Origin of the sequence: Tunturiibacter gelidiferens, from assembly GCF_013410115.1 — a bacterium.
GTDB lineage: Bacteria > Acidobacteriota > Terriglobia > Terriglobales > Acidobacteriaceae > Edaphobacter > Edaphobacter gelidiferens.
This window is the reverse complement of sequence record NZ_JACCCV010000002.1, coordinates 63,588-88,549: the sequence shown is the minus strand read 5'-3', so window position 1 is coordinate 88,549 and position 24,962 is coordinate 63,588. Positions and strand designations below refer to the sequence as shown.

The following is a 24,962-nucleotide window of genomic DNA, read 5'->3' as shown; positions in this document are numbered from 1 at the left end:
GGCTTTCAGATGGCGAAGCTACAGACGTTGATGCTGCCGGTGGCTGCTATCAGCATGGTGTTCGTCATGATTATCCCAGTGCCGAGTGTGGTGTTGGATATCTTGCTGGCCGCGTCCATTACGGCTTCGGTGATTGTGTTTCTGACAGCAGTGCAGGTACGGAGAGCGGTGGACTTCTCCGTGTTTCCTACGTTGCTTTTGCTGCTGACACTGTTTCGGCTCTCGTTGAATCTAGCTTCGAGCCGCAGGATCCTGCTGCATGGACAAGAGGGAACACACGCAGCCGGCGCAGTAATTGAAGCGTTTGGGCAGTTTGTGGTGGGCGGGAATTATGTGGTCGGGCTGGTGTTGTTTCTTGCGTTGATCGCGATTCAGTTTCTTGTGGTGAGCCACGGTGCGGTGAGAACTGCGGAGGTTACGGCGCGGTTCACTCTGGATGCTCTGCCGGGTAAGCAGATGGCGATCGATGCGGATATGAACGCGGGTCTGATCGATGAGCAGGGGGCGAGGAAGCGGAGACAGGCCATCGCGCGGGAAGCTGAGTTCTATGGCGCTATGGACGGTGCTGCGAAGTTCAACCAGCGGGACTCGCTGGCGACGATCTTGATTACGGCGATCAACATTGTGGCTGGATTGCTGATTGGTGTGCTGCAGCATGGTACGGATCTCGCGACGGCCGTGAAGACTTACACCATTCTGACGGTGGGCGATGGCCTGGTGACGATGATCCCCAGTCTACTCGTCTCGATTGCGGGCGGCATGGTGTTGACGCGGGCTTCGTCGGCGGGATCGCTCGATGAGGAGTTGGGAACGCAGCTTCTGAAGGGGCGCAACACGCTGTGGATTGCTTGTGGAGTGCTGCTTGGACTGGCTCTGATTCCTGGACTGCCGAAGCTGTCGTTTGTGTTGCTTGCGGTTGGGGTTGGGTTGATTGCGCGGCGACTGCCTGCGGCAAAGGACGCCTCTCTGTTGTTGGCGGAGGAGGCGGCTGAAGCGAATGTGAAGGGGGATAAGGCGAAGGCGGGAGATGCGGCGAAGGGCGAGAACCTCGCTTCGTTGCTGAAGATGGATGAACTGACTCTGGAGATCGGATTCCAGCTGATCCCGATGGTGGATGAGAAGCAGGGCGGGCAGATGCTCAACCGCGTTCGCGCGCTGCGGAGGCATCTGGCGACTGAGCTTGGTTTTATTGTTCCGCCGATTCATATCACGGACAATCTGCGGCTGAAGCCTCGGGAGTATGTGGTGAGTCTTCGCGGGATTGAGATTGCGCGGTGGCAGACGGAGCAGAACTGGTTGCTGGCTGTGAACTCGGATCCGAAGGCGCGGGTGCTGCCTGGTGTGGAGACGAAGGAGCCGGCGTTTGGCGTGCAGGCACGGTGGATTCAGCCGGGTCTGGAAGAGCAGGCTTTGGCTGCCGGCTACTCGGTGGTGGACCAGACGACTGTGATTGGAACGCACCTTGGCGAGTTGATTCGCCGACATGCGCATGAGCTGCTGGGTCGACAGGAGGTAAAGCGTCTCCTCGACAGCCTCAACGAGAGTCATCCGAAGCTGGTGGAAGAGCTGGTGCCGAAACTGATGACGTTGGGCGAAGTGCAGAGGGTGTTGCAACAACTGCTTCGAGAGCAGGTTTCGATTCGCGACCTGGGGGCGATCCTCGAGATTCTGGTGGAGGCGGCGCAGCAGTCGAAGAACGTGGTGCACCTGGTGGAGAGTGTGCGGCAGTCTTTGGGAAGAGGGCTGGTGCATTCGCTGCTGGATAACGAGGGCGGCTTGAAGGTGCTGGTGCTGGATCCGGAGCTGGAGAGCGAGTTGCAGCAGACCTTCGATCCCCAGGGAGCCGGGTTGCTGCTGGGGGATGGTGCGCGTCCAGCGGGGATGCGGTCGGACTTTTTGAAGCGGCTGGTCGAATCTGTGAAACGCCTAACCGGAGGAGCCTCGACCTCGGCACTCCCCGTGCTTCTATGTCCGAGTCCAGCCCGATATCACGTGCGGCGTTGGCTGGAGCCGTTTCTGCCCAAGGTGACGGTGCTGGCGCCAGGAGAGATTCCTCCGGAGATTCGGGTACGGAGCATCGGCACGGTTGGGTAGAGACGGTATGTAGGACGGCTGTAAGGAGTAGCGGCAGATGAGGAATGGAGGAAGTATGAACACAGGGAGTTCGATTCCGGTACAGGTTGGGCAGAAGTTGCCGAAGGGAAAGCTGACGGGCGAGCAGTGGACGTCGCTGGAGGCTGCACGGTTTGACGAGGTGACGGGTATTGCGGAGGCGGGGATATTCACTCCGTTTACCGGAGAGGGACTGGCAGCATCAGGGGATGGCAGTGCCACGGAGCGGGACCTGCTTTTGATGGAGCATCTGCCGACGGTGCGTTACCTGGCACGACGCATCCACGAACGACTGCCTCAGCATGTGGAGTTGGACGACCTGGTCTCGGCCGGTGTCGTTGGGTTGATCGATGCCTTCTCGAAGTTTGACCACAAGAAGAAGGTGCAGTTCAAGAGCTATGCGCAGTTCAGAATTCGCGGGGCGATTCTTGACTCGTTGCGGACCCTGGACTGGAGCCCAAGGGAGCTGCGACGGAAGGGCAGGGCCGTCGAAGAGGCGATCCGTGCGGTGACGCAGCGGGTCGGACGAGCGCCGTCGGAGCAGGAGATTGCGCGGGAGATGGCGCTGACGCTGGCGGAGTATCAGGCGCTGCTGGGCGATCTGAAGGGGCTCGAGATTGGAAGCCTGCACATGGAGCGCTCGGAGGACTCCGGTGACGAGGAACTCGCCTATGTTCCTGGTGCGCCTGAGGACGATCCGCTGTTTCGCTGCTTGAAGGGGGAGATGAAGCAGAGGCTTGCGGATGCGATCGACGAGCTTCCGGAGAAGGAGCGCATGGTGTTGACGCTTTACTACTACGAAGAGCTGACGATGAAAGAGATTGGACTGACGTTGGGCGTGGTGGAGTCGAGGGTCTCGCAGATCCACTCTTCGGCGGTGGTGAGATTGAGGGCGTCGCTTGCGAGTCTGCGGCCAGGGGACTCTGCCGGGATTGTGAAGGCCAAGGCTTCGAAGCGCAAGACTGGAACACGTTGACGCTCTGATCGAGTCGTTGTGAAAGATCTCTAACCAAAGAAAGGAATGCATGGGAAAGCAGCTTGGGCAGGGAGATATCGATGCACTGTTCGCGGCAGCCGGGGCGAATGCTTCAACGCAACCGGAGGGTGCCGAAACCGAGGCGCCGCTGGAGCAGTATGACTTCAGCAGCGCGGGGCAGATCAGCAACGATCAGATGCGAGCGATCAGTTCGGTGAACGATCTGTTTGCGAGGAACCTGATGCACACCCTGGGGGCGTGGTTGAGGACTCCGTTCAAGATGAAGCTGGTTGCGGGGGAGCAGCTTCCTTTCAGTGAATTTCTGGAGCGACTCTCTTCTCCGAACTACATCTGTTCGATTCGGCTTGAGCCACTGGGAGCGGTTGGGTTGCTGGAGCTGGAGCTTGCGCTGGCATCGCCTATCGTAGATGTTCTGCTGGGTGGGGTAGGGCGTGCGTGGCCGGCGCGGGAGCTAACGGATATTGAAGACGCGATTCTGACATCGGTCGTGCAGATGACGGTGCAGGAGCTGAACCTGGCTTGGCAGTCGGTCGGGCTGGAGTTCGTCTTTGAGAAGCGAGAGTCAGAGGCGGCGGTGGCCCGGATGTTGACCTCCGGAGAAAAGACGCTGTGCGTAAGCTTCGAGGCGCGCATGCCTGAGGCTCAGGGGGCGATGAACATATGTCTGCCGGCGGTTGTCTTGAATGCGATTCTACGGCGCTTAATCTCCGAGGGGGATCGGCCAAAGAGGCGATCGAAGGAGGCGCAGGCGAGGATGCGGGAGCTAGTGGGTGGGGTAAAGTTCGGCGCTGCGTTGCAGTTTCCGTCGATGCGGCTTAAAGCGAGTGAATTGGCGGCTCTGGAGCCGGGGATGGTTTTGCGTCTCCCGTTAGCGAGACACTCTATCTCGGAGTTACGGGTTGGTGGTTTGCAGTTTGGGAGAGCGCACCCGGTAAGAACTGGGGAGCATCGCGGAGCCCAGCTGGAGGGCGGTATCGATAGCGATAGCGGGATTGGTGCTCTGGAGACTCAGAGCGCGGTCGAGACGATGAGTGTGAACTAGGAAAGGAAGGGGACATGGAGAAGGTGATGGGTTCTGGTGAGGTTGCTGGGGTTGAGCCGGGGATGGGATTGTTGAGTGACATCGAGCTGGATGCGACGCTGCAGTTCGGTTCGCGCGATATGTCGTTGAGGGAGGTGCTGGAGCTGGGACCAGGGGATGTGGTGGAGTTGGACCGTCATGTGTCCGAGCCGGTGGACCTCGTAGTGGGTGACAGGATTGTGGCTCGGGGCGAGGTGGTGGTTGTCAGCGGCAACTTCGCTCTGCGCATTACCGAGGTGGCGACGCCGCAACTGAGACTGGAGAGCATTCGATGCCTTTTCTAACGAAGAAGACGGGAGCGATGAAGGTAAGCGCACTGATGCCGAGTGCCTTGAGGGTAGGGAATGGAGTGGCCTGGCAGGAGGATGAGTACAGGCCGTCGCACGAGCTTGCGGGGCTTCAGGGGTATGGTCTTCCGGCTGCTGTCGGGAAGTCCTCGCAGCGGAGGGTGTGCGGGAACTCCGAGTGTGAAAGCGGTTGGACGATGCCCTGGAGAAATCGGCGCAGACCGATCTTCGAGGGGCAATGGGGGTGCAGCGGACGTTGTGTGCTGGCGATGGTGCGCGCGGCAGTGCGTCGCGAACTGGGTGATGGGGGAACTTCTGCGGTTCTGTCTCCGCACCGGCACAGAGTTCCTCTTGGCCTGCTGATGCTGGCTCAGGGATGGATTACTCACCCCCAACTTCAGAAGGCGTTGGCGGCACAGCGAGAGAACGGGACTGGGAAGATTGGCGAATGGTTGTTGAGTGAATGTGGCGTGGAGGCGGAGCAGATCACCCGCGGATTGAGCATGCAGTGGGGATGTCCTGTGCTTACGACTGAGGGATTCTCTCCAGAGTTGATGGCCCTGGTGATGCCTAAAGTATTCGTTGAGAGATTCGGGCTGCTGCCGCTGAGGGTGGCGGGCTCACGAATTCTATACATAGGCTTTATGGATAATCTGGATGCGTCCTCCGCGCTGGCGATCGAACAGATGACGGAGTTGAAGGTTGAGAGTGGAGTTGTGGAGGGGGCTCCGTTTGAGGCCGCTCGAAGCAAGCTTCTTGCATGTGACGGAGTGGAGACGAAGTTGGAGACAGCGGAAGATAGGGATTCGATGGCGGCACGGATCACCGCGATTCTAGAACAGAAACAGCCGGTCGCAGCTCGTTTGGTTCGACTTCACCAGGACTATTGGTTAAGGATGTGGCTAGAGAGCGGCACGGTGGGAAGAGCGGGTAGTTTGCCGGTGTCGCACGAGGATGTTAAAGATCACGTCTTTACCATCAGGGTCCAGTAACAACGAAGTATGTAGGGTTGTTGAAGAGAAAAGAGGGCCGGCTGGCCCTCTTTCTTGCGTAAAAAAGCTTCTATCGTTGCAGGAAACTTGAGGCCGGGGATGCCGCGGGAGCGGCCAGTGCGGAAGTACCGGTGCTCATTTTGGAATCCTGCTCGGGGCCGAGCCCCAGCTTGATGATGGCTCTGGAGTCGGGGATCAACTTTGTCTGCCAACCGTTATCTTCCTGAAACTTCTGCATCGCCGCTTGGGTCTCGGAGTCCCAGTGGCCTGACGCCTCGCCGGAGAGATAGCCTGACTTGATGAGCGACGACTGGATCTGGGTCGCTCGCGCATCATCGATGGTTCGCTGTCCTGCTGGCTTTGCGGCGGATTTTGAGTGCTTATTCGACACCCTGGGCGATGTGGGACCACGACGCGAGTGAGTCAATGCCAGGCATGGCATCGCGGTTACCAAAAGCAGCGTCGAGGTTAGAAGTGATCTGACAAACTGCATAGTTAGACATCACCTTAGGATAAATATCGGTCAATGGATACCGAGACTGTCGTTGATGTTGAGAGTAGAGTATCCCGATAGTAACGTGCGTTGCAACAAAAAGGTTGACTAATGGGAATACATCTTTTGGGTTGGGTGTTTGAGTAATCCGTTGAACGCTTGGGGAAGGAGTGATGCTGAGATTGATCAGGATCACTCCTTCTTCGGTTCGGTTGGGCTGCCTCTACGGGAGTGTGCCACCCACATAGGAGTTAAGGTTTTTCTGGGTAGGAGACTGAATGACGAAGACAACGTCATCCTTCGATTTCAGGTTGGAGACGATGGCTCGATAACTGGCCTCATCTGTTACGGGTTTGCGATTGATTGCTGTGATGATCGTGCCTTTGCCCAGGCCGATCTCGTCTGCGAAGGAGCCGGGGCGAACGGTGGTGACGATGACGCCACCCTTGATCCCGACCTTGGCTGAAATGGAGGCCGGGATTGCCGAGACGGTAATGCCGAGCTTGCCCTCTCCTGCGTCAGACTCCTGCGGGGTGGAGGTGTCGTCCGGCTGGCCGGTGATATCTGCGTATGTCTTGGCTCGGTCTCCGATGATTACGTTGGCGCTACTTTGCTTGCCGTCGCGGAGATAGCCGAGCTTGACAGTCGAGCCGACATGACGGGCTGAGATGTCGTTGACCAGATCGTCGCCATCTTTGATGTTGCGGCCATCGATCGAGACGATGACGTCGCCTGCTTGAATGCCGGCCTTTGCAGCGCCACCGTTCGGTGTGACAACGCCGACGATGACGCCGCTCGAGAAGCCATACACCCGGTTGACAGCAGAGGATTGCGCGACCTGAAACTGAATGCCGATGGAGCCGCGAACGACCTTATGTTCCGGTCCGATGAGCATGTTGTAGACAGTTGCGATGATGTTGGCGGGCATGGCGAATCCGACGCCCTGGGAGCCCATGGATTGGGTATAGATGGCGGTGTTCATGCCTACTACCTGACCGGCCATATCGACGAGCGGGCCGCCGGAGTTACCAGGATTGATGGCGGCGTCGGTCTGAATGAAGCGCTGGAACTGGGTTTGGGAGACGCCGTTGGGGCTGGGTTCGTCGATGCTGCGGTTTTTGGCGGAGATGATCCCTGCGGTTACCGTCTTCGAAAGGGCGAAGGGGCTGCCGATGGCCAGGACCCAGTCGCCGACCTGTGCGCCGTCGGAGTTGCCGAGCTTGACGGTGGGGAGGGGCTCTTTGCTGTCGATCTTGATGACGGCGATGTCGGTGTCTTTGTCGACGCCGATTACAGTTGCGGGACGGCCTTCATCACCAGGTCCGCCGTCCGGGTCGGTGGAGAGCTTCACGTAGATCTTGTCGGCTTTGTCGACGACGTGATTGTTGGTGATGATGTAACCGCGAGGATCGACGATGAAGCCGGAGCCGAGCGCGCGGCGTTCGCCGGCGGCGCCACCTTCGTTATCGTCGCCACCTTGCCCACCGAAGAAGCGGTTGAAGAAGTCCTGCATGTCGCCTGGGGACTGCTGGCTGTCGTCGTCACCGTTTGGGTCGTTTGGCTGGGGTGTTCTCTGCGTGCCGCGTTTGCCACGTCTGTTGGCCGACGGCTTTGGCAGCTCTTCCGTATTGATGTTGACTACGGCTGGGCCGACTTGTTTGACGATCTGGGAAAAGCCATTGGAGAGCGCGACTGGAGATGGAATGACGAGAGGTTTTGCGTCGGTGGAGTTGACCTCGGACTGCTCTTTGCCGCTGACATTGCGCGTGAGAATGGAACCGGCAAGTATGCCGACCGACAGCGTCGCAAGGAGGGTGAACGTCGTCGTCAGGCGATGTGTGCGGATGCGCTCGAGCAGAGTGGAGGAAGTGTTCTTCGGTGTGTCCATTAGTAGGTCTTGACCTCGGTGTTGTGTGTTGCGGTGCGCCGGAGTGTGTACGCGGCATGAACTTTAAGTATAGTCGCTGCGCCACATTGTGGTTTGGGCTGAGGTGAGGTCGGTTTCACAATGTGATTAGACGCAAAAAGAAGACGAAAGTCTTCGTGAAGCTTAGGCGGGATACGTGGGGATCGGAGCTTCTGAAGGGAAAAGCTCGATGAATGCTATCCCGGTGAGGATGAGAACGGCTCCAAGAAGAGAACGGCGGCCTAGATGTTCGTGCAAAACGAGGAATGAGGTAAGGCAAGCGAAGACGGGCTCCAGTGTGAGCAGAATGGCGGTATGGGTAGGGGGAATATGCTGCTGGGCCCAACTCTGGATGGTGAAGGCTGCGGCGGTGGCCAGGAGGCTGGTTATCGCTAGAGCGGTGACCAACCTAGGGGTAAGGGTGAGGTGAAGTGTTCCGCCTAAAGGCAGAGTAACGGCCATGAGAAGCGCCGCTGTCCCAATCTGCAACGTGGCGAGTTGGGCTGTTGGGACGGTCCTGGAGGTGTGAGCCAACGACAGGAGATGGGCGGCGAAGGCGATTGCGCAGGCGAGTGTAAGGAGGTCCCCCAGGCCGATGCTGCTGAGGAGATTCTTCCAAGATGTTCCTGCGGGCGTTGTCAGCAGGAGAAGGCCGGAGAATGCGAGGAGTGCTCCGACGGCGGTAGTCCAGCGGGGAGGCAGCGTTCCTGAGGGGCGAATCGCGGGTATGAGGGTGAGGAGAGGGACGAAGACAACCACGAGGCCAGTAATCAGTGCCGATTTCGCGGCGGTTGTGCGGGCGAGTCCGGTGGTTTGAAACTGGTATCCGGTGGCGAGAAAGAGGCCCACGGCAATGCCCGAGACTATGCTTTTGCGGTTGGTGCTGCGCAGTTGACGGTGGTTGACGATAACAAGAGCGACGAAGGCCAGAGCCATTCTGAGCAGGTTGAAGACAAAGGGTGAGGCGTCTTGGAGAGCATCTTTTACTAAAACGAAGGTGGCTCCCCATATGAAGACGACCGCGAGGAGCAGGAGATGGGCCAGGCTGGTGGGGCTCAGTCGGCGGGGCAACTAGTTGTTCGCTCCGGCCTTGGGCTTTGGTGACTGCGCGTTCGGTGATTGTGAGTAGACGGTTTCACCGTTCACGATGGTGCTGAGGACCTTGGTGCGGAGAAGTTGTTGGGGCGTTGCGGCAGTGATGTCACGGTCGAGAACGACAAGGTCGGCGAGGTAGCCGGGTTCAAGGCGACCCTTCTGATGTTCGCGGAACTCGGCGAAGGCGGAGGATTGGGTGTAGGCGTAGATCGCTTCGTTGAAGGAGATCTTCTCCTGGGGTTGGAAGGTCTGGGCGCCTGATTCGTTCTGGCGAGTGATGGCGGAGTAGAGGCCGCGGAAGGGATTAATGGACTCCACCGGGTAGTCGGTGCCGAAGGCGAGGGTGACGTTGTGATCGAGGAAGCTCTTCCAGGCGTAGGCGTACTTCGCGCGGTCGGGGCCGAGGCGGTCCGTGGCCCACTTCATGTCGGTGAGTAGGTGGGAGGGTTGCATGGAGGCGATGACGCCCTCGCTGGCGTAGCGATCAAAGTCTTCGGGTAGAAGGACCTGGGCGTGTTCTACGCGGAATCGGAGGGCGGCCGGGGCGGGATCGGGTGGGGGTGGGGTGGTGACGATGTGGGCGTCGGTGGTGTTGGGGCTGGCGGATGGGGGGGCGAGGGTGGCTACCTGATCGGCGGCTCCGAAGGCATTGAGGGCCATCGCGTTGGCACGGTCGCCGATGGCGTGGAAGCCCAGCTGGAAGCCTGCGGCTGCGCGCTCGGAGGCCATCTGGGTTAGCTTGTCCTGGTCATAGCGGGGAAGGCCGGAGTTGTCGGGGTCGTCGGAGTAGGGTGCGTCGAGGACTGCGGTGCGGGAGCCGAGCGAGCCGTCCATGAAGCCCTTCAGCATGGTGAGGTGGAGGAGCGGGTCGTCGGTGGGGTGGCTGGCGCGGCGCTCCTTGAGGACCTCGAGGGGCTTGTCGAAGGGGAGCCACTCGGCGAATCGGAGATGGAGTGCGTGGGCGTCCTCGAGTTCTTCGAGGGCGAGGAAGTCTTCCCAGTCGGAGTTGTCCTGGACGCTGGTGACGCCGTGGGCGAGGGCGTCTTTGATGGCCAGGTTGAGGGCTTTGGTGCGTTCCTCGGGGCCGGGTGATGGGATCTTGCTGAAGACCAGGTTGGTGGCGGCGGTTTCGCGGAGGATTCCGGTGGGGTTGCCGGAGGAGTCGCGGTCGATTTTGGCGCCGGCGGGGTCGGGGGTCTCGGTTGTAATGCTGGCGGCGGCGAGGGCGGCGGAGTTGGCGAGGGCGATGTGGCCGTCTACCCGCTCGAGGATGCAGGGGTGACCTTGGGTGATCGGGTCGATGTCCTCACGGGTGGGGAGTTTGGCTCCGGGCCAGAGGGTGTGGTCCCAGCCTCCGCCTTCGAGCCAGATGCCGGGTTGGGCTTTGGCGGCGTAGGTGCGGATGCGTTGCTGCATCTCGGCCAGGGATTTGACTCCGTCGAGGTTGATCGAGAGCTGCTGGCGGCCTGCAGGGCCCATGTGGGTGTGGGCGTCGTTGAACCCGGGCATTGCGAAGGCGTGGTGGAGGTCGATGATGCGGGTCTGCGGGGCTTTGAGTTTGAGGATCTCGGCGTCGGTGCCGGCGGCCAGGATCTTTCCGTTGGCAATGGCGATGGCCTGGACCCTTGCAGGGGTGGGCGAGGGGTCGTTGGGGCGGAGGTGGGTGCCGGTGAGGATGTTTCCGTGGAGATAGATGGTGTCAGGCGGGGTCTTCTGGGCCTGAGTGAGGGTGGTGAGGAGAAGAATCGCAGTGAGAGTGAAGGGTTTCACGAGTGGAGTGTATCGCGGAGCGCGATGGAGCGGCGGCGGAAAGTGTTGAAGGACGCAGGCGCTTTGATTCCAGCTGTCCTCCCCCTCCCCCGGTAGGGTATCTTGTAGGGAAGTTGCTTTGATTCAGGGGTTTACAGACAGTAGGCGTCGCTAAAATATGGAAGATAAATAAGTTACGTACAAAATACTTGTTTTGTGCGGGTTGAGGGGGATACCTCGTCCAAAACTGCAAGTTTTGACCCCGCGGTCTCGGTGAGCGCTCCGGATTTGCTGGTTAGTTTAATTATAGCGGGCGGGGGATAACTAATACGCCACGTGAAAGTCCGCGGCTGGCGCGGGTTTGGTGCGATCAGGGGCTTGACAGATTCAACAACCCCTCAACTCCGAGAGTGCATCCGTAGAAGTGGGAATGGAGGTAACGCATGAAGACGATGACGTGCAAATCGCTAGGTGGACCCTGTGAACAGAAGCTGTCGGCCGGATCATGGGACGAAATGGTTCAGACCATGACGAAACATGTGATGGAAAAGCATCCTGAGACCGCAAAGGCGATGGAAAAGATGCATAACGAAGACCCAAAGAGATGGGGCAGAGAGACGAAGCCTAAGTGGGAGGCGACACCGGAGACATAGCGCTCAGAAAGTCGAGATGACGATTCACCTGGGTACGATGGGGTGAACCCATGACAGGTGCCTGATGGGAGCTGCGGTTCGGGTTCTAAGCGCTTGAATTTTTGAGCTGGGGCTTCAGAGTTTCCGGTTTGGGTTGAGGGTGGAGTTTCCGAGTGCTACGAGTTGCGACTCGCGCTAACCAGAAGGCCCACATCTCAGAATAAAGATGTGGGCCTTCGGATAGCTGCTCGTGAGTGGGACTTAGTAGTTGGGGTAGTAGCCGTACGGCGGGGGATAGGGGTAGCCGTAGGGTGGCGGGGGAGGATAGCCGTAGACCACGTGTGGGCGAACTACGACGGGAGCCGGTTGCTGGACGATGGTTGGAGCGGGCGCCTGAGCCTGGACTACGACCACGGGCGGGGCCTGCTGGGGGTAGTAGGGCTGTTGCGGCGGTGCGTAGGACTGCTGGACCGGCTGGGGGTAGGCCTGTTGAACGGGGGCGGGCTGCCGTTCCACGGGGGCAGGTGTGGGATCGGCGTAGTTGAAGCGGGAGATCATCTCCGGCTGATGCTGGACCTCGGACTTGGTGGGGATGCCGACGTCGTCGAGGAGTTTGACGGTGAGGCGGGTCTCGGGTTTCAGCACCGGGTAGGGTCCGCGGCGGGGAAGGTTGATGAGATCGATCGGCCAGAGAACCGGGATGAGCCACTCGATGGTGTCGCGGGTTGCGTGTCCGGTCCCGAGGATGCGGCCATTGGCGTCGACCCGGTTTTTACCTGAATCTGCGATGACGCGGGTCGAGATGGGGATGACGGTGTCGTTCCCTACGACGATGCGATCGAACTTGAGCTCCATCCAGCCTTTGCCGACGAAGTGTCCGGGATCTTTGTAGTCTTCAAAGCGGCCGACGAGGTAGCTTCCGTAGGGGAAGACGGAGCGGCCGTACATCTCGACGCGGCTGAGCTGGCAGAGGATGGGGTCGCCGAGGTGGAGGGTCTTGGAAGAGATTTTGTCGGAGACCATGCACTGCATGACCGAGCCGGCTGGAATCAACTGTTCTGCACCTGCCGTGAGGGAGACGGGCAGAAGTAGCAGCAACGAGGCAATAATGCGTTTCATGGGGGACCTCCTCAACACACGAGGACTGGATGCCGTGTGCCTTACACCTTCGGTTCGCCGGATCGCGGGGGTTGATCTCGAGACGTGCCAGAATGTAGAGCGAGTTTTCTTGCCGAAGATATTAGCTTAATTTGGGCATAGGTCAACATAGATTTGTGTTGGGGTATTTATCGACTGAAAGTTCAGCGGGATTAGTCGTCTAGTCAGTGGGTTTTCCACAGGATCGAAGGTGGCGATTCTCGACGGATGATTCTTGCCTCTTATTTTGTGACGGGATATCCCTGCCACAGATACTCCAAGGCTTCGGGCAGGGTTTGTTGCTTCACGGCGTGGTCGACGTGGCCGGCGTCTTTGGCGAAGACAAATTGATAGTGATAGTCCTTGGCCGCGAGTACCTTGGCCATGCGCTCGTTTGCGAGAACCCAGTCGTGCATGTCGTCGCGCATGAAGTTGGGGTTGAAGAGGTCGCGGTCGCCTACCTCCATCCAGATTCTGATGGGTTTGGCTGGAGTGGCCGGGATGAGGTGTTCGTGGAACTCCCATGCTCCGTGAGGGGTTTCCGGGTTGTAGGGCCATCGCTGATTGATGTAGGTGCCGGAGTAGGTGAGGACGCGGTGGTAGAGCTCCGGGTGATACCAGGCCATGATGAGAGCGCATGAGCCTCCGGAGCTGCCGCCCATGGTGGCGCGTCCGTCAGGGTCTTTGGTGAGTTTGACGTGATATTGCTTCTCGACGAGAGGGAGGACTTCGGTTTCAACGAACTCGGCGTAGTGGCCAGACATGGTGTCGTATTCGAGGCCGCGTTCGCTGCCTTGGGCGTCGCCGCTGCCGTTGCCGATGGAGATGGCGATCATGATGGGAACACGGTGGTTTGCGATGAGGTAATCAAGAGCCCTGAAGAGGTCGTAGTCGGGGCCGTCGGCGCTGATGATAAACGGTGCGGCGGTGCCGGGTACGTACTGTTGCGGGACGTAGACGGCCACGTGTCGGGTGTAGGGCGCGGGGTGGCTGGTGGTGACGACGAGTTTTGCCGGGTCCTTGGGATCGGGGGTGCCGAAGGTGTCCGGCTCTCGTGCGATCCCTGGATAGAGTTTGCTGTCGGAGGAGTTCATGGCGAACTTGTAGATGTTTCCCAGGGGGACGGCCGAGTGGAGAGACATTTCGGGGGCGATGGGGTGGGTGGGGCCGAGTATAAAGTTGCCGTCCTGTTGCGGCGAGGGGATGGCGCCGTCGGGTAGCTCTTTTGCTGCGACGTAACCGGCGGTGTGGGGGTCGCGCGTGGGCGGGGTTGGGCGCGGTGCAGGAGTGGGTGTTGTCGGAGTCTGGGCGATGGCCGCGATGATGTTGAGTGTCAGGGAGAGTGCGAGTGCCGTTGTTGGAGCGACGATACGACGGCTGGAGTGGCTTTGAAGTAGAGTCTTCACGTTGATGCTCCTGAAGAGATATTGGTGAGTCAATGTGTGGGGTTGGCGGTGGTTTGGGTGGTGTCGAGGAGGGTGAGGAGGATGCGACGGAGGGCGGTTTCGCGGGCGGTGGGGTCGTACCACTCCTGTAGGGTGTGGATGCCGCCGCCGATGCCGCCGCTGCCGAGAGCCAGGGCGGGGATTCCGCGGGAGAGTGGGATGTTGGCGTCGGTGGAGCCGAGGCGAAGTTCGGTGCGGAGGGAGAGGTGGCGGTCGACGGCACGGAGGGTGTGGAGGAGGGGGGAGTCGTCGGGGAGGGTGGCGGCGGGACGGTTTCCTATGGTCTCGATGTGGAGTTTTAGTGGTGTGTTGGTGGTGGATTGCGCGGTGACGATGCCGTCGAAGATCTGGTGGACGGTGGTGGCGGTGGAGATGAGTTGGGTGGGGTCGGTGGAGCGGAGGTCGAGGAGGGCGGAGGCGGACTCGGGGATGGAGTTGATGGAGGTGCCGCCGGAGATGTGACCGACGTTGAAGGTGGTGAGGGGGTCGGTGGGGAGTTCGAGGGCGGCGATTTCAGTGAGTGCTTTGCTCAAGAGGAGAATTGGGTTTGGGGTCCCGGCGTCGGCCCAGGAGTGGCCGCCGGGGCCGGTGATGGTGACGCGGAAGCGCAGGCTGCCGAGGGCTCGGTGGATGGCGGCGGCGGTGCCTCCGCCTTCGAGGATGAGGGCTGAGGCGATGCGGGTTCGGTAGGGGCCGCGCTCGAAGAGATGACGCATGCCGCGGAGGTCGCCTTCTCCTTCTTCGCCTACGTTGGCGGCGAAGAGGATGGGGATGGGTGGGGTGATGTTGGCGAAGCGCAGGGCAGCGGCGATAGCGAGCAGGGCGGTGAGGCCAGCGGCGTTGTCGCAGATGCCGGGTGCGTGGATGCGGGGGGAGTCTTTTTCTTCGGTGGGGTCGATGGGGGTGTCTGCGGGGAAGACGGTGTCGAGATGGGCGGAGAGGAGGATGCAGGGAGGGGCTGCGTTGATTTGGCCTCTGTCTGGCGAGGCGAGGGCAGGTTGAGCGAGATGCGGGGGGTCTCGACGGATACCGCAGCGTGAATCGGTCCGCTGCAACTGAGGACTTTGGCTGAAATCCACTGCGCGGCGGACGGTGAGACTGTCCGCCGCTTCGGTCGAGATGACGTTTTCTATGGAAGCTCCAGAAGAGGGAATAGGAGAGGAGCTGGAGGGCGCATCTGGGGCTAGTTCGGCGAGGGCGTTGCCGGCGTCGTCGAGGTGGGTGTTGGTGAGGCCGAGATCTTGAAAGCGACTAAGGAACCAGGCGGCGCGGGCTGATTCGCCGAAGGGTGGAGCGGGGATACGGACGAGCTCGAGCTGCCACTGGCGGAGTTGAGGTTGGTGGAGGTGTAGCCAGTGAAAGGCGCGGTGGACTGCGGTGAGGGTGGCGAGGCGAGAGATGCGGCGCTGGGCGGAGGCGGTGGCGGGCATCAGTGCTTGACCTCGGCTTCTGCGTGGGTGATCTCGGCTTCGGTGTATAAGACCTCGACGAGGAAGAGGCCGCGGGCGGGGGCAGTGGGGCCGGCGGCGGAGCGGTTGCGGGCGGCGAGGATTTTGGGGATGTCGTCGGGGTGTAGACGGTTGGCGGCTATCTCTACGAAGGTGCCTACGAGGTTGCGGACCATGTGGTGGAGGAAGCCGGAGCCGGTGACTCGGTAGATGAGGATGTCTTCCTGCTGGTGCCAGAAGGAGTGGAAGATGGTGCGGGTGTTGTCGGTGGGGATAAGTTTGTTTTGCGGAGCGACGATCTGGGCGGTCGCGGGATTGGTGGGTGTGCTGGCAAAATGCGGGGGTCTCTCCACTGCGCTGCTCACGATGAGACTGTGAACAGCTTCGGTCGAGATGACGGGGTTTGGGGGGTAAGAACTGTCCTGGGCGTTGCCGACGGTAGTGGAGCGGGTGGTGAGGTCGGGATCGACGGCGGCGAAGGAGGTGAAGTCGTGGGTGCCGAGGATGTGGGCTGCGGCTTGCTGCAGAGAGGCGAATTCGAGTGGGAGGCGGCAGGCCCAGACGTAGGGGGCGAGCATGGGGGAGCAGATTCGGTCTTTGTCGTCGCACCCGGGGAGGATTCGGTACTCGTAGGTTTTGCGGCGGGCGCTGTGGCGGGCGTGAAAGTCTTCGGGGACGGGTGTGACGGAGAGGACGCGGATGCTGGGTGGGAGGGCGCGGTTGAGGGCGCGATGGAGATTTGCGGCGGGGATGGGTACGGTGAGTGAGAAGGTGGCGACCTGGGCGAGGGCGTGAACGCCGGTGTCGGTGCGGCCGGAGCCCTGGGGGAGGACGGTTTCTCCGGTGACGCGGTGGATGGCCTGGGCGAGCGTGCCCTGAACGGTGGGGAGAGAGGGTTGGATCTGCCAGCCGTTGTAGGGGGTTCCGTCGTAGGTCAGGATTGTCTTCCAGTGAGGCATGGGCTGCTTTGGACGGTATCACGGTTGCGTGGGAGAGGTTGGGAAAGTCTTGGGTAAGGGCAAGGGGTTGATATACTTACCGCATCGTATCCGGGAATGAACTTTTACTGAAGATGTTGGGAACGAAGCGAGCGATGAGTGCGTATCTGTGCTCAGCCTGGACGTTGCCTTTGAAGAAGGCGATGTTGGGGTTAGCAGGATTTTCCTAGTGTCATCGTGTGTCTGTGGCTGTCTTTTAAGAGTCGTTGGGAAGGTGCTGCGCGTCTGAGTAAGAATTGCAAAATCTGGTTGTGAGGCTGGCCCTCGCGTGGTCGTGCGGGGTTGGGAGAGCTTTGAGTCCGGCGTGTCCGGTGAAGGTGTCCATGCCGGTGTTGGGCGTTGCCGGTAAAGCGTCGAGAGGCTTCAGGAAAGAGTTGGAGAGCGAATCGTGAGATTAAAGGATATGCAGGGGGCGGCGAGCATTTCACTGCTGCTGATGAGTCTGTGCACACAGCCGGGATTGGCGCAGCAGCAGACGCAGTCGAGTCCGACCACACCAGCGGCGCCGCAGCAGGTGGTGAATGATACGACGGGAACACCTGGGTTGCCGCAGGCTCCGCAGCCGAAGGCGACCGAGCCGTTGTTTATGCGCCCTACCAGCCGGGACTACACGAAGCCGAAGAGCCATATCTGGAATCCTATTGCTCCATATACGGCGATCCAGGTTCCTACTTTCCAGATGGGGAACACGACGCTGGGCAGTTTGCTGAGGGACGGGAAGATCTATCTGAGCCTGGCGGATGCGGTGACGCTGACGCTGCAGAATAACTACGATATTGCGATCGCTCGGGTCAATCTGGATATTGCGGATACGGATCTGCTGCGGGCGAGGGCGGGATCTGCGCTTCGCGGCGTGTCGACCGGCCTGTTGACGAATACCATTGGCGGAACTACGACGACGATTACTACGGGCGGCGGACCAGGTGCGACCTCTCAGGGTGTGGGGGGCGGCGGTACGGGTGTGGGCGGAATCGTTGTGAGCACCAACGGCGGCGGACCGGTGCCGGAGAATCTGGATCCGGTGCTGACGGGACAGCTGGAGTATGAGGCTTCGACGGCGCCGCAGTTGAATACGCTGTTCAGCGGCGGGTTGAATGTGTTGACTACGGATACGGCGACCTACAACTTCAATTATGCTCAGGGATTTCTGACCGGCACGCAGTTGACTGTGGGCTTCAACAATACTCGCGTGACGACGGACAATCCTTTTAGCAACTTCAGCCCTTCGTTGACGACGAGCTTTCGCGCTACGGCGACGCAGCATCTGTTGCAGGGGTTCGGTTGGGGCGTGAATGGACGTTTTATTCTGCAGGCCAAGAATGACCGGCGGATTACAGACTCGGCATTTCGGCAGCAGGTGCTGTATACGATCAACCAGGTGGAGAATATCTACTGGGCACTGGTGAGTGCGTATGAAGATGAGCAGGCGAAGGAACGTCAGCTGGCGCAGTCGTCGCAGCTGACCTCGGACAACCGGAAGCAGCTGGAGATCGGCACACTGGCGCCGCTCGATGTGGTGAACTCGGATAGCGCGGTGGCGAGTGACAAACAGGCGCTGGTGGCTTCGAAGACAAACCTCGAGTACCAGCAGTTGTTGATGAAGCAGGCGATTGTGCGAAACCTGAACGATCCGCAACTGTCGCAGGCGCCTGTGATTCCGACCGACCGGGTGGCCCTGGACAGATTGCCGGAAGAGGACGTGCAGGTTGAGGACCTGGTGAAGGTGGCGTACGCCAACAACCCGCAGATTGAGCAGGCGGTGTTGAACATGAAGAACAACGAGATCACGATCAAGGCATTCAAGAACGGATTGCTGCCGACTGTGGATGCGTATGCCTTCTACGGTGGAAGTGCGCTGGGTGGTGCTCAGAATCCGAGTGCGATCGATTTCAATACTAATAAGCCTTATCCGCCGGGAACGTTTCCTTCGGTCGGGTACGGGACTGTCTTTCAGAACACGTTCAACAACAACGCTCCAGATAAAGGTGTTGGCGTGAACATGACGATTCCGATACGGAACCGAACGGCACAGGCTGACCAGGCGCGGTCGCAGATGGAGTATCGGCAGTCGCAGATGCGGTTGCAGCAGCTCTACACGTTGATTCGCATCCAGGTGACGAACCAGCAGTACGCGTTGACCAACGACCGGGCGCAGGTGCAGGCGGCTCAGGCGGCGAGAGACTTTGCTGCGCAGAGCCTGGACGCTGAGCAGAAGAAGTACAGGCTGGGAGCATCGACCACTGCGAATGTATTGCAGCAGGGGAGGAACCTGGCGACGGGGGAGAATAATCTGATCTCGGCGACGGCGGCGTATGCGAGAGACCGGGCGCAGCTGTTCCAGCTTCTGGCGAATACTCTGGACCGATATGGAATCAGCATTGAAGCTACAGCGCAGGCGGTTGGAGGAGGCGCGGGAATGCAGACGCCTGTGATTCCGGGGTTGACGGCTCCTAAGGCTCCTGAGGCGCCGAAGCCGATCGATGTGAACCCGGCTGCTCCGCCACCGCAACAGTAGATTGGCAGGTAGAAGAGAGGGCTCGGGCTGCGGCTCGGGCCCTCTTTGTTTTTTGTGCGGCGTTTTTAAGTCTTGTTGAGATACAAAGGCAGAGACTAAATACGGATCTCTCCACTGCGCTGTTCACGGTGAGGCTGTGAACAGCTTCGTTCGAGATGACAAGTTTTGGGGTGGTGACGAGATTTTGTCGAAGGCCAGATTTTATTTTTTTATTGAACCGGATTGCAAAGGCGGTTGCAATGATGGCGGTAAGAGAAAACTAAAGAGTGGTGCGGTGAACGTGGCGTTAAAGGTCGGGAAGAGGCGTTTGAACTAGACTGGAAGTCTATGAGCAGCGATCCAGCGGCGAGTCAGGAAGTGGCGGGAAGTCACGAGCAGGCTAGTGAACATTTGAACTCTTTAGCGAATGCGGCTTCGGCTTATCTACGGTCTGCGATGCATCAACCGGTGGAGTGGCAGGAGTGGGGCGAGGCGGCGTTTGAGAAGGCGAAGGTGGAGGATAAGCCGATCCTGCTGGATATCGGCGCGGTGTGGTGCCACTGGTGTCATGTGATGGATCGGGAGTCGTATGAAAATTCGCTGACGGCGAAGATCATCAACGATCACTTTGTTGCAGTGAAGGTTGATCGAGATGAACGGCCGGATGTGGATACGCGGTATCAGGCGGCGGTGTCTGCGATCAGTGGGCAGGGTGGCTGGCCGCTGACTGCGTTTTTGACTCCGGAGGGGAAGCCTTACTTTGGGGGGACTTATTTCCCTCCGGCGGATCAGCATGGACGGCCGGGATTTCAGCGAGTGCTGCTGACGATGGCGGAGGCGTTTCAGAACCGTCGCGATGAGGTGAATGAGTCGGCCGGAAGCGTGATGGCGGCGATTGAGCATAACGAATCGTTTATGGGGAGGGCAGGGAATCCCGGGCCGGAGCTGGTGGCGAAGCTGGTGTCGTCGGCGTTGAAGCAGTTTGACGCGAGGTCGGGTGGGTTTGGATCGCAGCCGAAGTTTCCTCACTCGGGGGCGATCGATCTGCTGCTGGATGTGGCGTCGCGGGTGTCGGCTGGTGGGATGGAGGATGTGAGCGAGTCGGCGAAGACTGCGGCGATGGTGACGCTGCAGAAGATGTCGAAGGGTGGGATCTATGACCATCTGGCGGGGGGATTTCATCGCTACTCGGTGGATGAGCGATGGGTGGTGCCGCACTTCGAGAAGATGTCGTATGACAATAGCGAGTTGCTGAAGAACTATGTTCACGCGTTCCAGACTTTTGTGGAGCCGGAGGCGGCGCGGGTGGCGCGGGAGATGATTCAGTGGATCGACGAGTGGTTGAGCGACCGGGAGCGCGGTGGGTTTTATGCTTCGCAGGATGCGGACTTTTCGCTGGACGATGATGGCGACTACTTTACCTGGACTCGCGATGAGGCGACGGAGGTTTTGACTGCGGAAGAGCTTGCGGTGGCGAGTGCTTACTACGACATCGGCGAGATCGGCGATATGCATCACAACCCGGCGAAGAATGTTTTGCATGTGAGGGGGACGCTGGAGGGAGTGGCGAAGGCGAATGCGATCACGATGGAGGTGGCGAGGGAGCGGCTGGCTGTGGCGAAGGCGAAGTTGTATACGGCTCGGTTGAAGCGGCCCACTCCGTATGTGGATAAGACGATCTATGTGGGTTGGAATGGGATGATGATCTCGGCCTACGTGGAGGCGGGTCGGGTGCTGGATATGCCGGAGGTGCGGGCGTTCGCGTTGAAGTCTCTGGACCGGGTGCTGGAAGAGGCCTGGGACGCTAAGGCTGGGCTGGCTCATGTCGTCGCGTATGGGGAGCAGGGTGGAAGTGGCGCGCGGGTGGCTGGGGTGCTCGAAGACTATGTGTTTTTGGGGCATGCGGCGCTGGATGCGTGGGAGATGACCGGAGAGATGCGGTACTACACGGCGTCTGAGGCGATTATGGAGAGTGCGCTGGTGAAGTTTTATGACCCGGTGGGGTGCGCGTTCTTCGATACGGAGAGTGTCGCAGAGGGTGAGACCAGGCTGGGAGCGCTGGTGACGCGGAGGAAGCCGTTGCAGGACTCGCCTACGCCGGCGGGGAACTCTGTTGGAGCTGCGTTGCTGCTGCGGTTGGAGGCGCTGAATGGGCGGGAGGACTATGCGGTAAAGGCTCTGGAGACGCTGGAGACCTTTGCGGGGGTAGTCGAGCACTTTGGGCTTTATGCCGCGAGCTATGGGCTGGCGTTGCAGAGGATGGTGTTGCGGGCGGTGGAGATCTGCGTGATTGGGGACGATGCCGCGGCGAGGAGGCTTGAGGCAGTGGCGCTGGCTCGGTATGCGGTGAATAAGAGCGTGATCCGGTTAAGGAGGGATCAGCTGGGTGCGCTGCCTCCGGCGCTGGCGGAGACGCTGCCGCACCTGCCAGGGCTTGGGAGTGAGGGGAGCTTCGCCGTAGTTTGCAGCGGGAAGGGATGTCTGCCGCCGGTGTCGGGTGTGGATGAGTTGATTGAGGCTATGAATAAGGCTTTGTGAGGTGGGCTCGTTTTCTGCTGGGCTTATGTTGTCCTGCCGGACGGGCCCGCTGCGCGCGGGGCGGTCACTTCGTGACTTGTATACCCTGGGTCCATTGGCCTCCCGTTGGTCGGTTGGGTTTGCTAGCTGCCTATGAGTGGCTGCTGGGCGGGTGGGGCGGTTGGGTTGGGGGCGCGGAGGATGAGCATGTTGGCGGGATCGTTGCCGAGGGGGATGCCGTCTTTTTCGAAGGCGAGGATGATGCGGCGACGCAGTTCGCGGAGGACGCGGTCACGCTGGTTGACCCGGACGCGGATCTGGATGGGGTAAGTGACGGCGCGACCGTCGATCTTGTCGACGCCGAGGACGACGGGGTCAGCGACTGTGATGTCCTTGAAGGCGGCGTCTTCGCGGATGTCACCGGCGATCTTTGTGAGCAGGGCGATGACTTTGTCGGGGTTGGCGCTGGCATCGACGCTGACGTTGAGGGCAGCGACGGCGTAGTCGCGGGAGAGGTTGGAGACGGTGGCGATCTGGCTGTTGGGGATGATGTAGAGGGTGCCGTCGCTGTCGCGCAGGCTGGTGCGGCGAAGGGAGAGGTCTTCGACGGTGCCTTTGAGACCGGCGAGGACGACGATCTCGCCGACGTTGTACTGGTCTTCGACGAGGATGAAGATGCCGTTGATCATGTCCTTGAAGATGGACTGTGCGCCGAGGCCGATGCCTACGCCGACGATTCCGGCGGAGGCGAGGATGGGCTGGTAGGGGATGTCGAAGATGTTGAGGATCTGCAGGAAGGCTATGAAGCCGAGCACACCGATGGAGGTGGCGCGAAGGATGGAGGCCATGGTGCGGAGCTGGGCGGCGCGGTGGAAGTTGCCGACCTGGTGATCGGCACGGGAGCGCATCTTTTTGACGAAGAAGAGAACGATGCGCTGGAGGATGAAGATGACCAGGAGGACGACGAAGATCTTGGGTAGTTTGTTCTGCAGGAATAGCAGGATGTCACTGTGCCATTTGTCTTCGATGGTCTGAAGGATGGGTTCGTCTTGCGGGGCCATGGCCAGAAGGAGCATGATTACAGCGTCTCGCTTTCGGGAAAGAGTGCTGTGAACAGAATGCGTCAGCTGTTTGTAAGATGCAATTCAGACTGGAAATAAGCGGCGGCGGGATGGACGGAGGATGCCATGAGAGTGCTGCGACTGGGAGTGATTGGGGCTGTGTTGATGGTGGGCGTATCTGGACGGGTGAGTGGGGGACAACTACAGCAGATTCAGCAGGGGCAGCATTTTCCCGGGCAGGTGCGTGAACCGGACGATGTGAACCCTAATATTGACCAGCATCGGCTGGAGCAGCAGGAGAGCATACGGAGCACCGAGCGACAGAAGCGGCTGGTGGCGGATACGGATAAGCTACTGGCCCTGGCTACGGATCTGAAGCAGCAGGTAGACAAGACGAACAAGAATATTCTGTCAGTGGATGTGATCAAGAAGGCAGATGAGATTGAGAAGCTGGCTCATAGCGTAAAGGAACGGATGAAGGGCTAGCCTTAGACAGTAGATGTAAAAACATTTATCGCGATGCCCACTATGCTTTATGGCTACCCCGTACGGCAGATTCCTCCCCCGTATGTTCTGGGTGCGGAATGACAGACGAAAAAGGAAGATCAAGCTCTAGACCAATGCGCATTCTGCTCTAGTCGCAATGACCGCTGCTGCGGCTACGGGGTGGGCTGGGAGATAGCTGCGGCTGCGTTGACTAGAGGGATGGAGACGCCGGGGAGGGTGACGGCTGAGTTGCGCATTGCGGCGACTACAGCTGCGGCGCTCCAGTCCGGGTGAGCGGCTCGGACAAGGGCGGCGACTCCGGCGGCGAGCGGGGCGGAGGCGCTGGTGCCCATGGCCTGAACGTAGGTGGTGTGGCCGAGGTTGAAGCATCCGTAGCTGTGGGCGGAGTCGGCGGGGAGGCCGTCGATAGTGTTGGGAAGACCGGAGCTGCAGGCGCCTTCGATCCATCCGCTGACGCCGGTGTCGGGGCCGTCGGGGTAGCTGCCGCCGGGGGCGGCGAGGGCGTTGAGCGGAGCTCCATAGTTGGTGTAGTAGGCGAGGGAGACGGGGCCGGGGGTGCAGGTGGCGCCTGGGGTGGTGTTCTGGGCGCAGACGGGGTTGGTGGAGGCGGCGATGGCGAGGACGCTGCGGGACTGAGCGGGGAGCTCGACGTAACGGGGGTTGGAGAGGTCGATGCCGTCGTTGCCTGCAGAGGCGACGAGGACGATGTTGGCCTGGGCTGCGGCGTAGGTGATCTGGTTGAAGGCGGCGAGGAGGCCGGCTCCGTCTCCGGTGGTGAGGTCGGCGGTGGCGCCGACGGAGAGGGAGATGACGTCGGCGCGGTTGGTGACGGCGTCTTCGATACCTTTCATGACCCAGCTGAGAAGGCCGCTGGCCTCGCCGGCTTCGCACTGATCGGCGGGGTTGGTGTCTCCGGTGATGGAGGCGGGCATGCGCTGGAGGACTTTGATGTTGAGGATGGTCGCGGCGGGGGCAACGCCGATGATCTTGCCGGTTCCGGGACCGATGGCTCCGGCGGCGAGGGAGGCGGTCCAGGTGCCGTGGCCCTGCTGGTCCTGCGGGGTGCCGTCGTCGCAGGCGCTGGGATAGGCGGTCTGGTCGACTTCCGTGAGGTTGAGGGCGAGGTTGGGGGAGAGGTCGGGGTGGGTTTTATCGATGCCGCTGTCGATGATGGCGATGCGAATGCCCTTGCCCATGGTGGTGTCCCAGGGGCCGCGCGCGGGGCCGCCGGGGACGTTGTTTCCGTATCCCCCGACCTGCTGGACGGCCCATCCCTGTGGGGTGGAGGTGTAGTAGGTGTCGTAGGAAGGAGGCGGTGGAGGGGGTGGCGGCGGTGGGGTTGGGAGGGATGGGGGAGCGGTCGTGATGGGACCGTGGGTGGGGAGTCGGCCTATGGTGGTGGTTGGCGTGAGAGGTTGCGCTCCGTTGTTGACGCGCGAGGTGATGGCGAGAGGCCGGAGACGGAGACGCAATGCGGAGACGATTCGGTCGTGGAGGACGTAGCTTACGTTGGGTTGGGCGGAGAGGAGGCGGAGACTGGTTGCGTCGTCTTGTGATGCGGGGGATTGCACGGCTGCGATGCCGAGGTGCTCGTTGCGTTGCGTGAGGCGGGTGCCGGTGGCGAGGAGGTGGGCCTCAGCGTCGCCGGGGATGCTTGCGTTGCGGTAGACGACGAGGTAGCGATGGGGAGCGACGCTGGAGGTATCGATTTGCGCTACGGCGGCTGGGGGAAGGAGAGGGAGACAGAGCGCTGCGAGAAGCGAGATACTTCGGCAGAACAGACGGGTGCGGGCCGCTTGGAGATCTGGCTTTGGGGAAGCGAATTCGTTGAGCACGGACACGGGGCACCTCATTGTTGCGCTGAGGTATGAATCGGCACCGCGAGAATTTGCATTAGTGCCAGAACAGTTGTGTGCTATTACTTTGGTCTGTCGATCGAGCGAAATCTGACTGATCCTGCTCGATTAACGGACGCATTGACCCTGTTTGATCGCGCGTGCTCTAATTGCCG

At 60.3% G+C, this 24,962-nt stretch carries 19 protein-coding genes; 9 read left to right on the top strand and 10 right to left on the bottom strand.

The window, feature by feature from the left end:
• The first annotated feature begins 9 nt into the window (after nucleotides 1–9).
• The 5 genes from flhA to HDF12_RS12405 are packed head-to-tail and all read left to right on the top strand — an operon-like array spanning nucleotide 10 to nucleotide 5,469.
• On the top strand, nucleotides 10–2,094 hold the full coding sequence (gene flhA / locus HDF12_RS12425; protein ID WP_179586810.1) for a flagellar biosynthesis protein FlhA: 2,085 nt from the start codon (nucleotides 10–12) through the stop codon (nucleotides 2,092–2,094).
• A 55-nt stretch (nucleotides 2,095–2,149) separates the two neighbouring features.
• Complete coding sequence (locus tag HDF12_RS12420; RefSeq protein ID WP_246373434.1) at nucleotides 2,150–3,088, top strand: sigma-70 family RNA polymerase sigma factor; 939 nt, start codon at nucleotides 2,150–2,152, stop codon at nucleotides 3,086–3,088.
• Nucleotides 3,089–3,137: 49 nt separating this feature from the next.
• Nucleotides 3,138–4,151, top strand: a complete 1,014-nt coding sequence (locus HDF12_RS12415; protein ID WP_179583847.1) for a flagellar motor switch protein FliM — start codon at nucleotides 3,138–3,140, stop codon at nucleotides 4,149–4,151.
• A 14-nt stretch (nucleotides 4,152–4,165) separates the two neighbouring features.
• Entirely contained in the window at nucleotides 4,166–4,474 is a 309-nt protein-coding gene (locus HDF12_RS12410; RefSeq protein ID WP_179583845.1) for a FliM/FliN family flagellar motor switch protein, read from the top strand.
• Complete coding sequence (locus tag HDF12_RS12405; RefSeq protein WP_179583843.1) at nucleotides 4,462–5,469, top strand: hypothetical protein; 1,008 nt, start codon at nucleotides 4,462–4,464, stop codon at nucleotides 5,467–5,469. The genes HDF12_RS12410 and HDF12_RS12405 overlap by 13 nt, the downstream gene beginning before the upstream one ends.
• A gap of 70 nt (nucleotides 5,470–5,539) precedes the next feature.
• On the opposite strand, the gene HDF12_RS12400 is transcribed toward HDF12_RS12405, so the two are convergent.
• The 4 genes from HDF12_RS12400 to HDF12_RS12385 all read right to left on the bottom strand — a co-directional run bounded on the left by HDF12_RS12400 (nucleotide 5,540) and on the right by HDF12_RS12385 (nucleotide 10,733).
• The gene (locus HDF12_RS12400; protein ID WP_373563923.1) at nucleotides 5,540–5,860 is read right to left on the bottom strand and encodes a peptidoglycan-binding domain-containing protein; all 321 of its coding nucleotides are present in this window, start codon (nucleotides 5,858–5,860) and stop codon (nucleotides 5,540–5,542) included.
• Nucleotides 5,861–6,185: 325 nt separating this feature from the next.
• Nucleotides 6,186–7,850, bottom strand: coding sequence for a trypsin-like peptidase domain-containing protein (locus HDF12_RS12395; protein WP_179583839.1), 1,665 nt, complete (start codon nucleotides 7,848–7,850; stop codon nucleotides 6,186–6,188).
• Between the two features lie 162 nt (nucleotides 7,851–8,012).
• Nucleotides 8,013–8,939 carry a DMT family transporter gene (locus HDF12_RS12390; RefSeq protein WP_179583837.1) on the bottom strand — a complete coding sequence of 309 codons (927 nt, stop codon included), beginning with the start codon at nucleotides 8,937–8,939 and terminating at the stop codon, nucleotides 8,013–8,015.
• Nucleotides 8,940–10,733 carry an amidohydrolase gene (locus tag HDF12_RS12385; protein WP_179583836.1) on the bottom strand — a complete coding sequence of 598 codons (1,794 nt, stop codon included), beginning with the start codon at nucleotides 10,731–10,733 and terminating at the stop codon, nucleotides 8,940–8,942. It abuts the gene before it with no gap.
• Nucleotides 10,734–11,155: 422 nt separating this feature from the next.
• On the opposite strand from HDF12_RS12385, the gene HDF12_RS12380 reads away from it, so the two are divergent.
• Nucleotides 11,156–11,365 carry a DUF1059 domain-containing protein gene (locus tag HDF12_RS12380; RefSeq protein WP_179583834.1) on the top strand — a complete coding sequence of 70 codons (210 nt, stop codon included), beginning with the start codon at nucleotides 11,156–11,158 and terminating at the stop codon, nucleotides 11,363–11,365.
• A 240-nt stretch (nucleotides 11,366–11,605) separates the two neighbouring features.
• Here HDF12_RS12380 and HDF12_RS12375 read toward each other — a convergent pair whose 3' ends face one another.
• The 4 genes from HDF12_RS12375 to HDF12_RS22350 all read right to left on the bottom strand — a co-directional run bounded on the left by HDF12_RS12375 (nucleotide 11,606) and on the right by HDF12_RS22350 (nucleotide 16,333).
• Nucleotides 11,606–12,463: a hypothetical protein gene (locus HDF12_RS12375; RefSeq protein ID WP_179583832.1), complete on the bottom strand. Its 858-nt coding sequence runs from the start codon at nucleotides 12,461–12,463 to the stop codon at nucleotides 11,606–11,608.
• Between the two features lie 260 nt (nucleotides 12,464–12,723).
• Nucleotides 12,724–13,887 carry an alpha/beta hydrolase gene (locus HDF12_RS12370; RefSeq protein ID WP_373563922.1) on the bottom strand — a complete coding sequence of 388 codons (1,164 nt, stop codon included), beginning with the start codon at nucleotides 13,885–13,887 and terminating at the stop codon, nucleotides 12,724–12,726.
• 29 nt (nucleotides 13,888–13,916) lie between these two features.
• The gene (locus tag HDF12_RS12365; RefSeq protein ID WP_257025636.1) at nucleotides 13,917–15,356 is read right to left on the bottom strand and encodes a M20/M25/M40 family metallo-hydrolase; all 1,440 of its coding nucleotides are present in this window, start codon (nucleotides 15,354–15,356) and stop codon (nucleotides 13,917–13,919) included.
• Complete coding sequence (locus HDF12_RS22350) at nucleotides 15,356–16,333, bottom strand: tRNA pseudouridine synthase A (protein ID WP_257025635.1); 978 nt, start codon at nucleotides 16,331–16,333, stop codon at nucleotides 15,356–15,358. The genes HDF12_RS12365 and HDF12_RS22350 overlap by 1 nt, the downstream gene beginning before the upstream one ends.
• 427 nt (nucleotides 16,334–16,760) lie before the next feature.
• On the opposite strand from HDF12_RS22350, the gene HDF12_RS12350 reads away from it, so the two are divergent.
• Both HDF12_RS12350 and HDF12_RS12345 read left to right on the top strand, forming a co-directional pair.
• Complete coding sequence (locus tag HDF12_RS12350; RefSeq protein ID WP_373563920.1) at nucleotides 16,761–18,887, top strand: TolC family protein; 2,127 nt, start codon at nucleotides 16,761–16,763, stop codon at nucleotides 18,885–18,887.
• A gap of 327 nt (nucleotides 18,888–19,214) precedes the next feature.
• Nucleotides 19,215–21,404, top strand: coding sequence for a thioredoxin domain-containing protein (locus HDF12_RS12345; protein WP_179583830.1), 2,190 nt, complete (start codon nucleotides 19,215–19,217; stop codon nucleotides 21,402–21,404).
• A 122-nt stretch (nucleotides 21,405–21,526) separates the two neighbouring features.
• Here HDF12_RS12345 and HDF12_RS12340 read toward each other — a convergent pair whose 3' ends face one another.
• Complete coding sequence (locus tag HDF12_RS12340) at nucleotides 21,527–22,459, bottom strand: mechanosensitive ion channel family protein (RefSeq protein ID WP_179583828.1); 933 nt, start codon at nucleotides 22,457–22,459, stop codon at nucleotides 21,527–21,529.
• Between the two features lie 111 nt (nucleotides 22,460–22,570).
• Between HDF12_RS12340 and HDF12_RS12335 the strand changes: the two genes are divergently transcribed.
• Nucleotides 22,571–22,930, top strand: a complete 360-nt coding sequence (locus HDF12_RS12335; protein ID WP_179583826.1) for a hypothetical protein — start codon at nucleotides 22,571–22,573, stop codon at nucleotides 22,928–22,930.
• 173 nt (nucleotides 22,931–23,103) lie between these two features.
• Here HDF12_RS12335 and HDF12_RS22905 read toward each other — a convergent pair whose 3' ends face one another.
• On the bottom strand, nucleotides 23,104–24,792 hold the full coding sequence (locus HDF12_RS22905) for a S8 family peptidase (protein WP_179583824.1): 1,689 nt from the start codon (nucleotides 24,790–24,792) through the stop codon (nucleotides 23,104–23,106).
• Between the last annotated feature and the right edge of the window lie 170 nt (nucleotides 24,793–24,962).

What these genes read in the sequence shown, in the direction of transcription:
- HDF12_RS12420 (WP_246373434.1), top strand. Translation starts at nt 2,150, where the DNA reads ATGAACACAGGGAGTTCGATTCCGGTACAGGTTGGGCAGAAGTTGCCG.
- HDF12_RS12335 (WP_179583826.1), top strand. Translation starts at nt 22,571, where the DNA reads ATGAGAGTGCTGCGACTGGGAGTGATTGGGGCTGTGTTGATGGTGGGC.
- HDF12_RS12380 (WP_179583834.1), top strand. Translation starts at nt 11,156, where the DNA reads ATGAAGACGATGACGTGCAAATCGCTAGGTGGACCCTGTGAACAGAAG.
- HDF12_RS12365 (WP_257025636.1), bottom strand. Translation starts at nt 15,356, where the DNA reads ATGCCCGCCACCGCCTCCGCCCAGCGCCGCATCTCTCGCCTCGCCACC.
- HDF12_RS12410 (WP_179583845.1), top strand. Translation starts at nt 4,166, where the DNA reads ATGGAGAAGGTGATGGGTTCTGGTGAGGTTGCTGGGGTTGAGCCGGGG.
- HDF12_RS12375 (WP_179583832.1), bottom strand. Translation starts at nt 12,463, where the DNA reads ATGAAACGCATTATTGCCTCGTTGCTGCTACTTCTGCCCGTCTCCCTC.
- HDF12_RS12340 (WP_179583828.1), bottom strand. Translation starts at nt 22,459, where the DNA reads ATGCTCCTTCTGGCCATGGCCCCGCAAGACGAACCCATCCTTCAGACC.
- HDF12_RS12415 (WP_179583847.1), top strand. Translation starts at nt 3,138, where the DNA reads ATGGGAAAGCAGCTTGGGCAGGGAGATATCGATGCACTGTTCGCGGCA.
- HDF12_RS22350 (WP_257025635.1), bottom strand. Translation starts at nt 16,333, where the DNA reads ATGCCTCACTGGAAGACAATCCTGACCTACGACGGAACCCCCTACAAC.
- HDF12_RS12395 (WP_179583839.1), bottom strand. Translation starts at nt 7,850, where the DNA reads ATGGACACACCGAAGAACACTTCCTCCACTCTGCTCGAGCGCATCCGC.
- HDF12_RS12345 (WP_179583830.1), top strand. Translation starts at nt 19,215, where the DNA reads ATGAGCAGCGATCCAGCGGCGAGTCAGGAAGTGGCGGGAAGTCACGAG.
- flhA (WP_179586810.1), top strand. Translation starts at nt 10, where the DNA reads ATGGCGAAGCTACAGACGTTGATGCTGCCGGTGGCTGCTATCAGCATG.
- HDF12_RS12405 (WP_179583843.1), top strand. Translation starts at nt 4,462, where the DNA reads ATGCCTTTTCTAACGAAGAAGACGGGAGCGATGAAGGTAAGCGCACTG.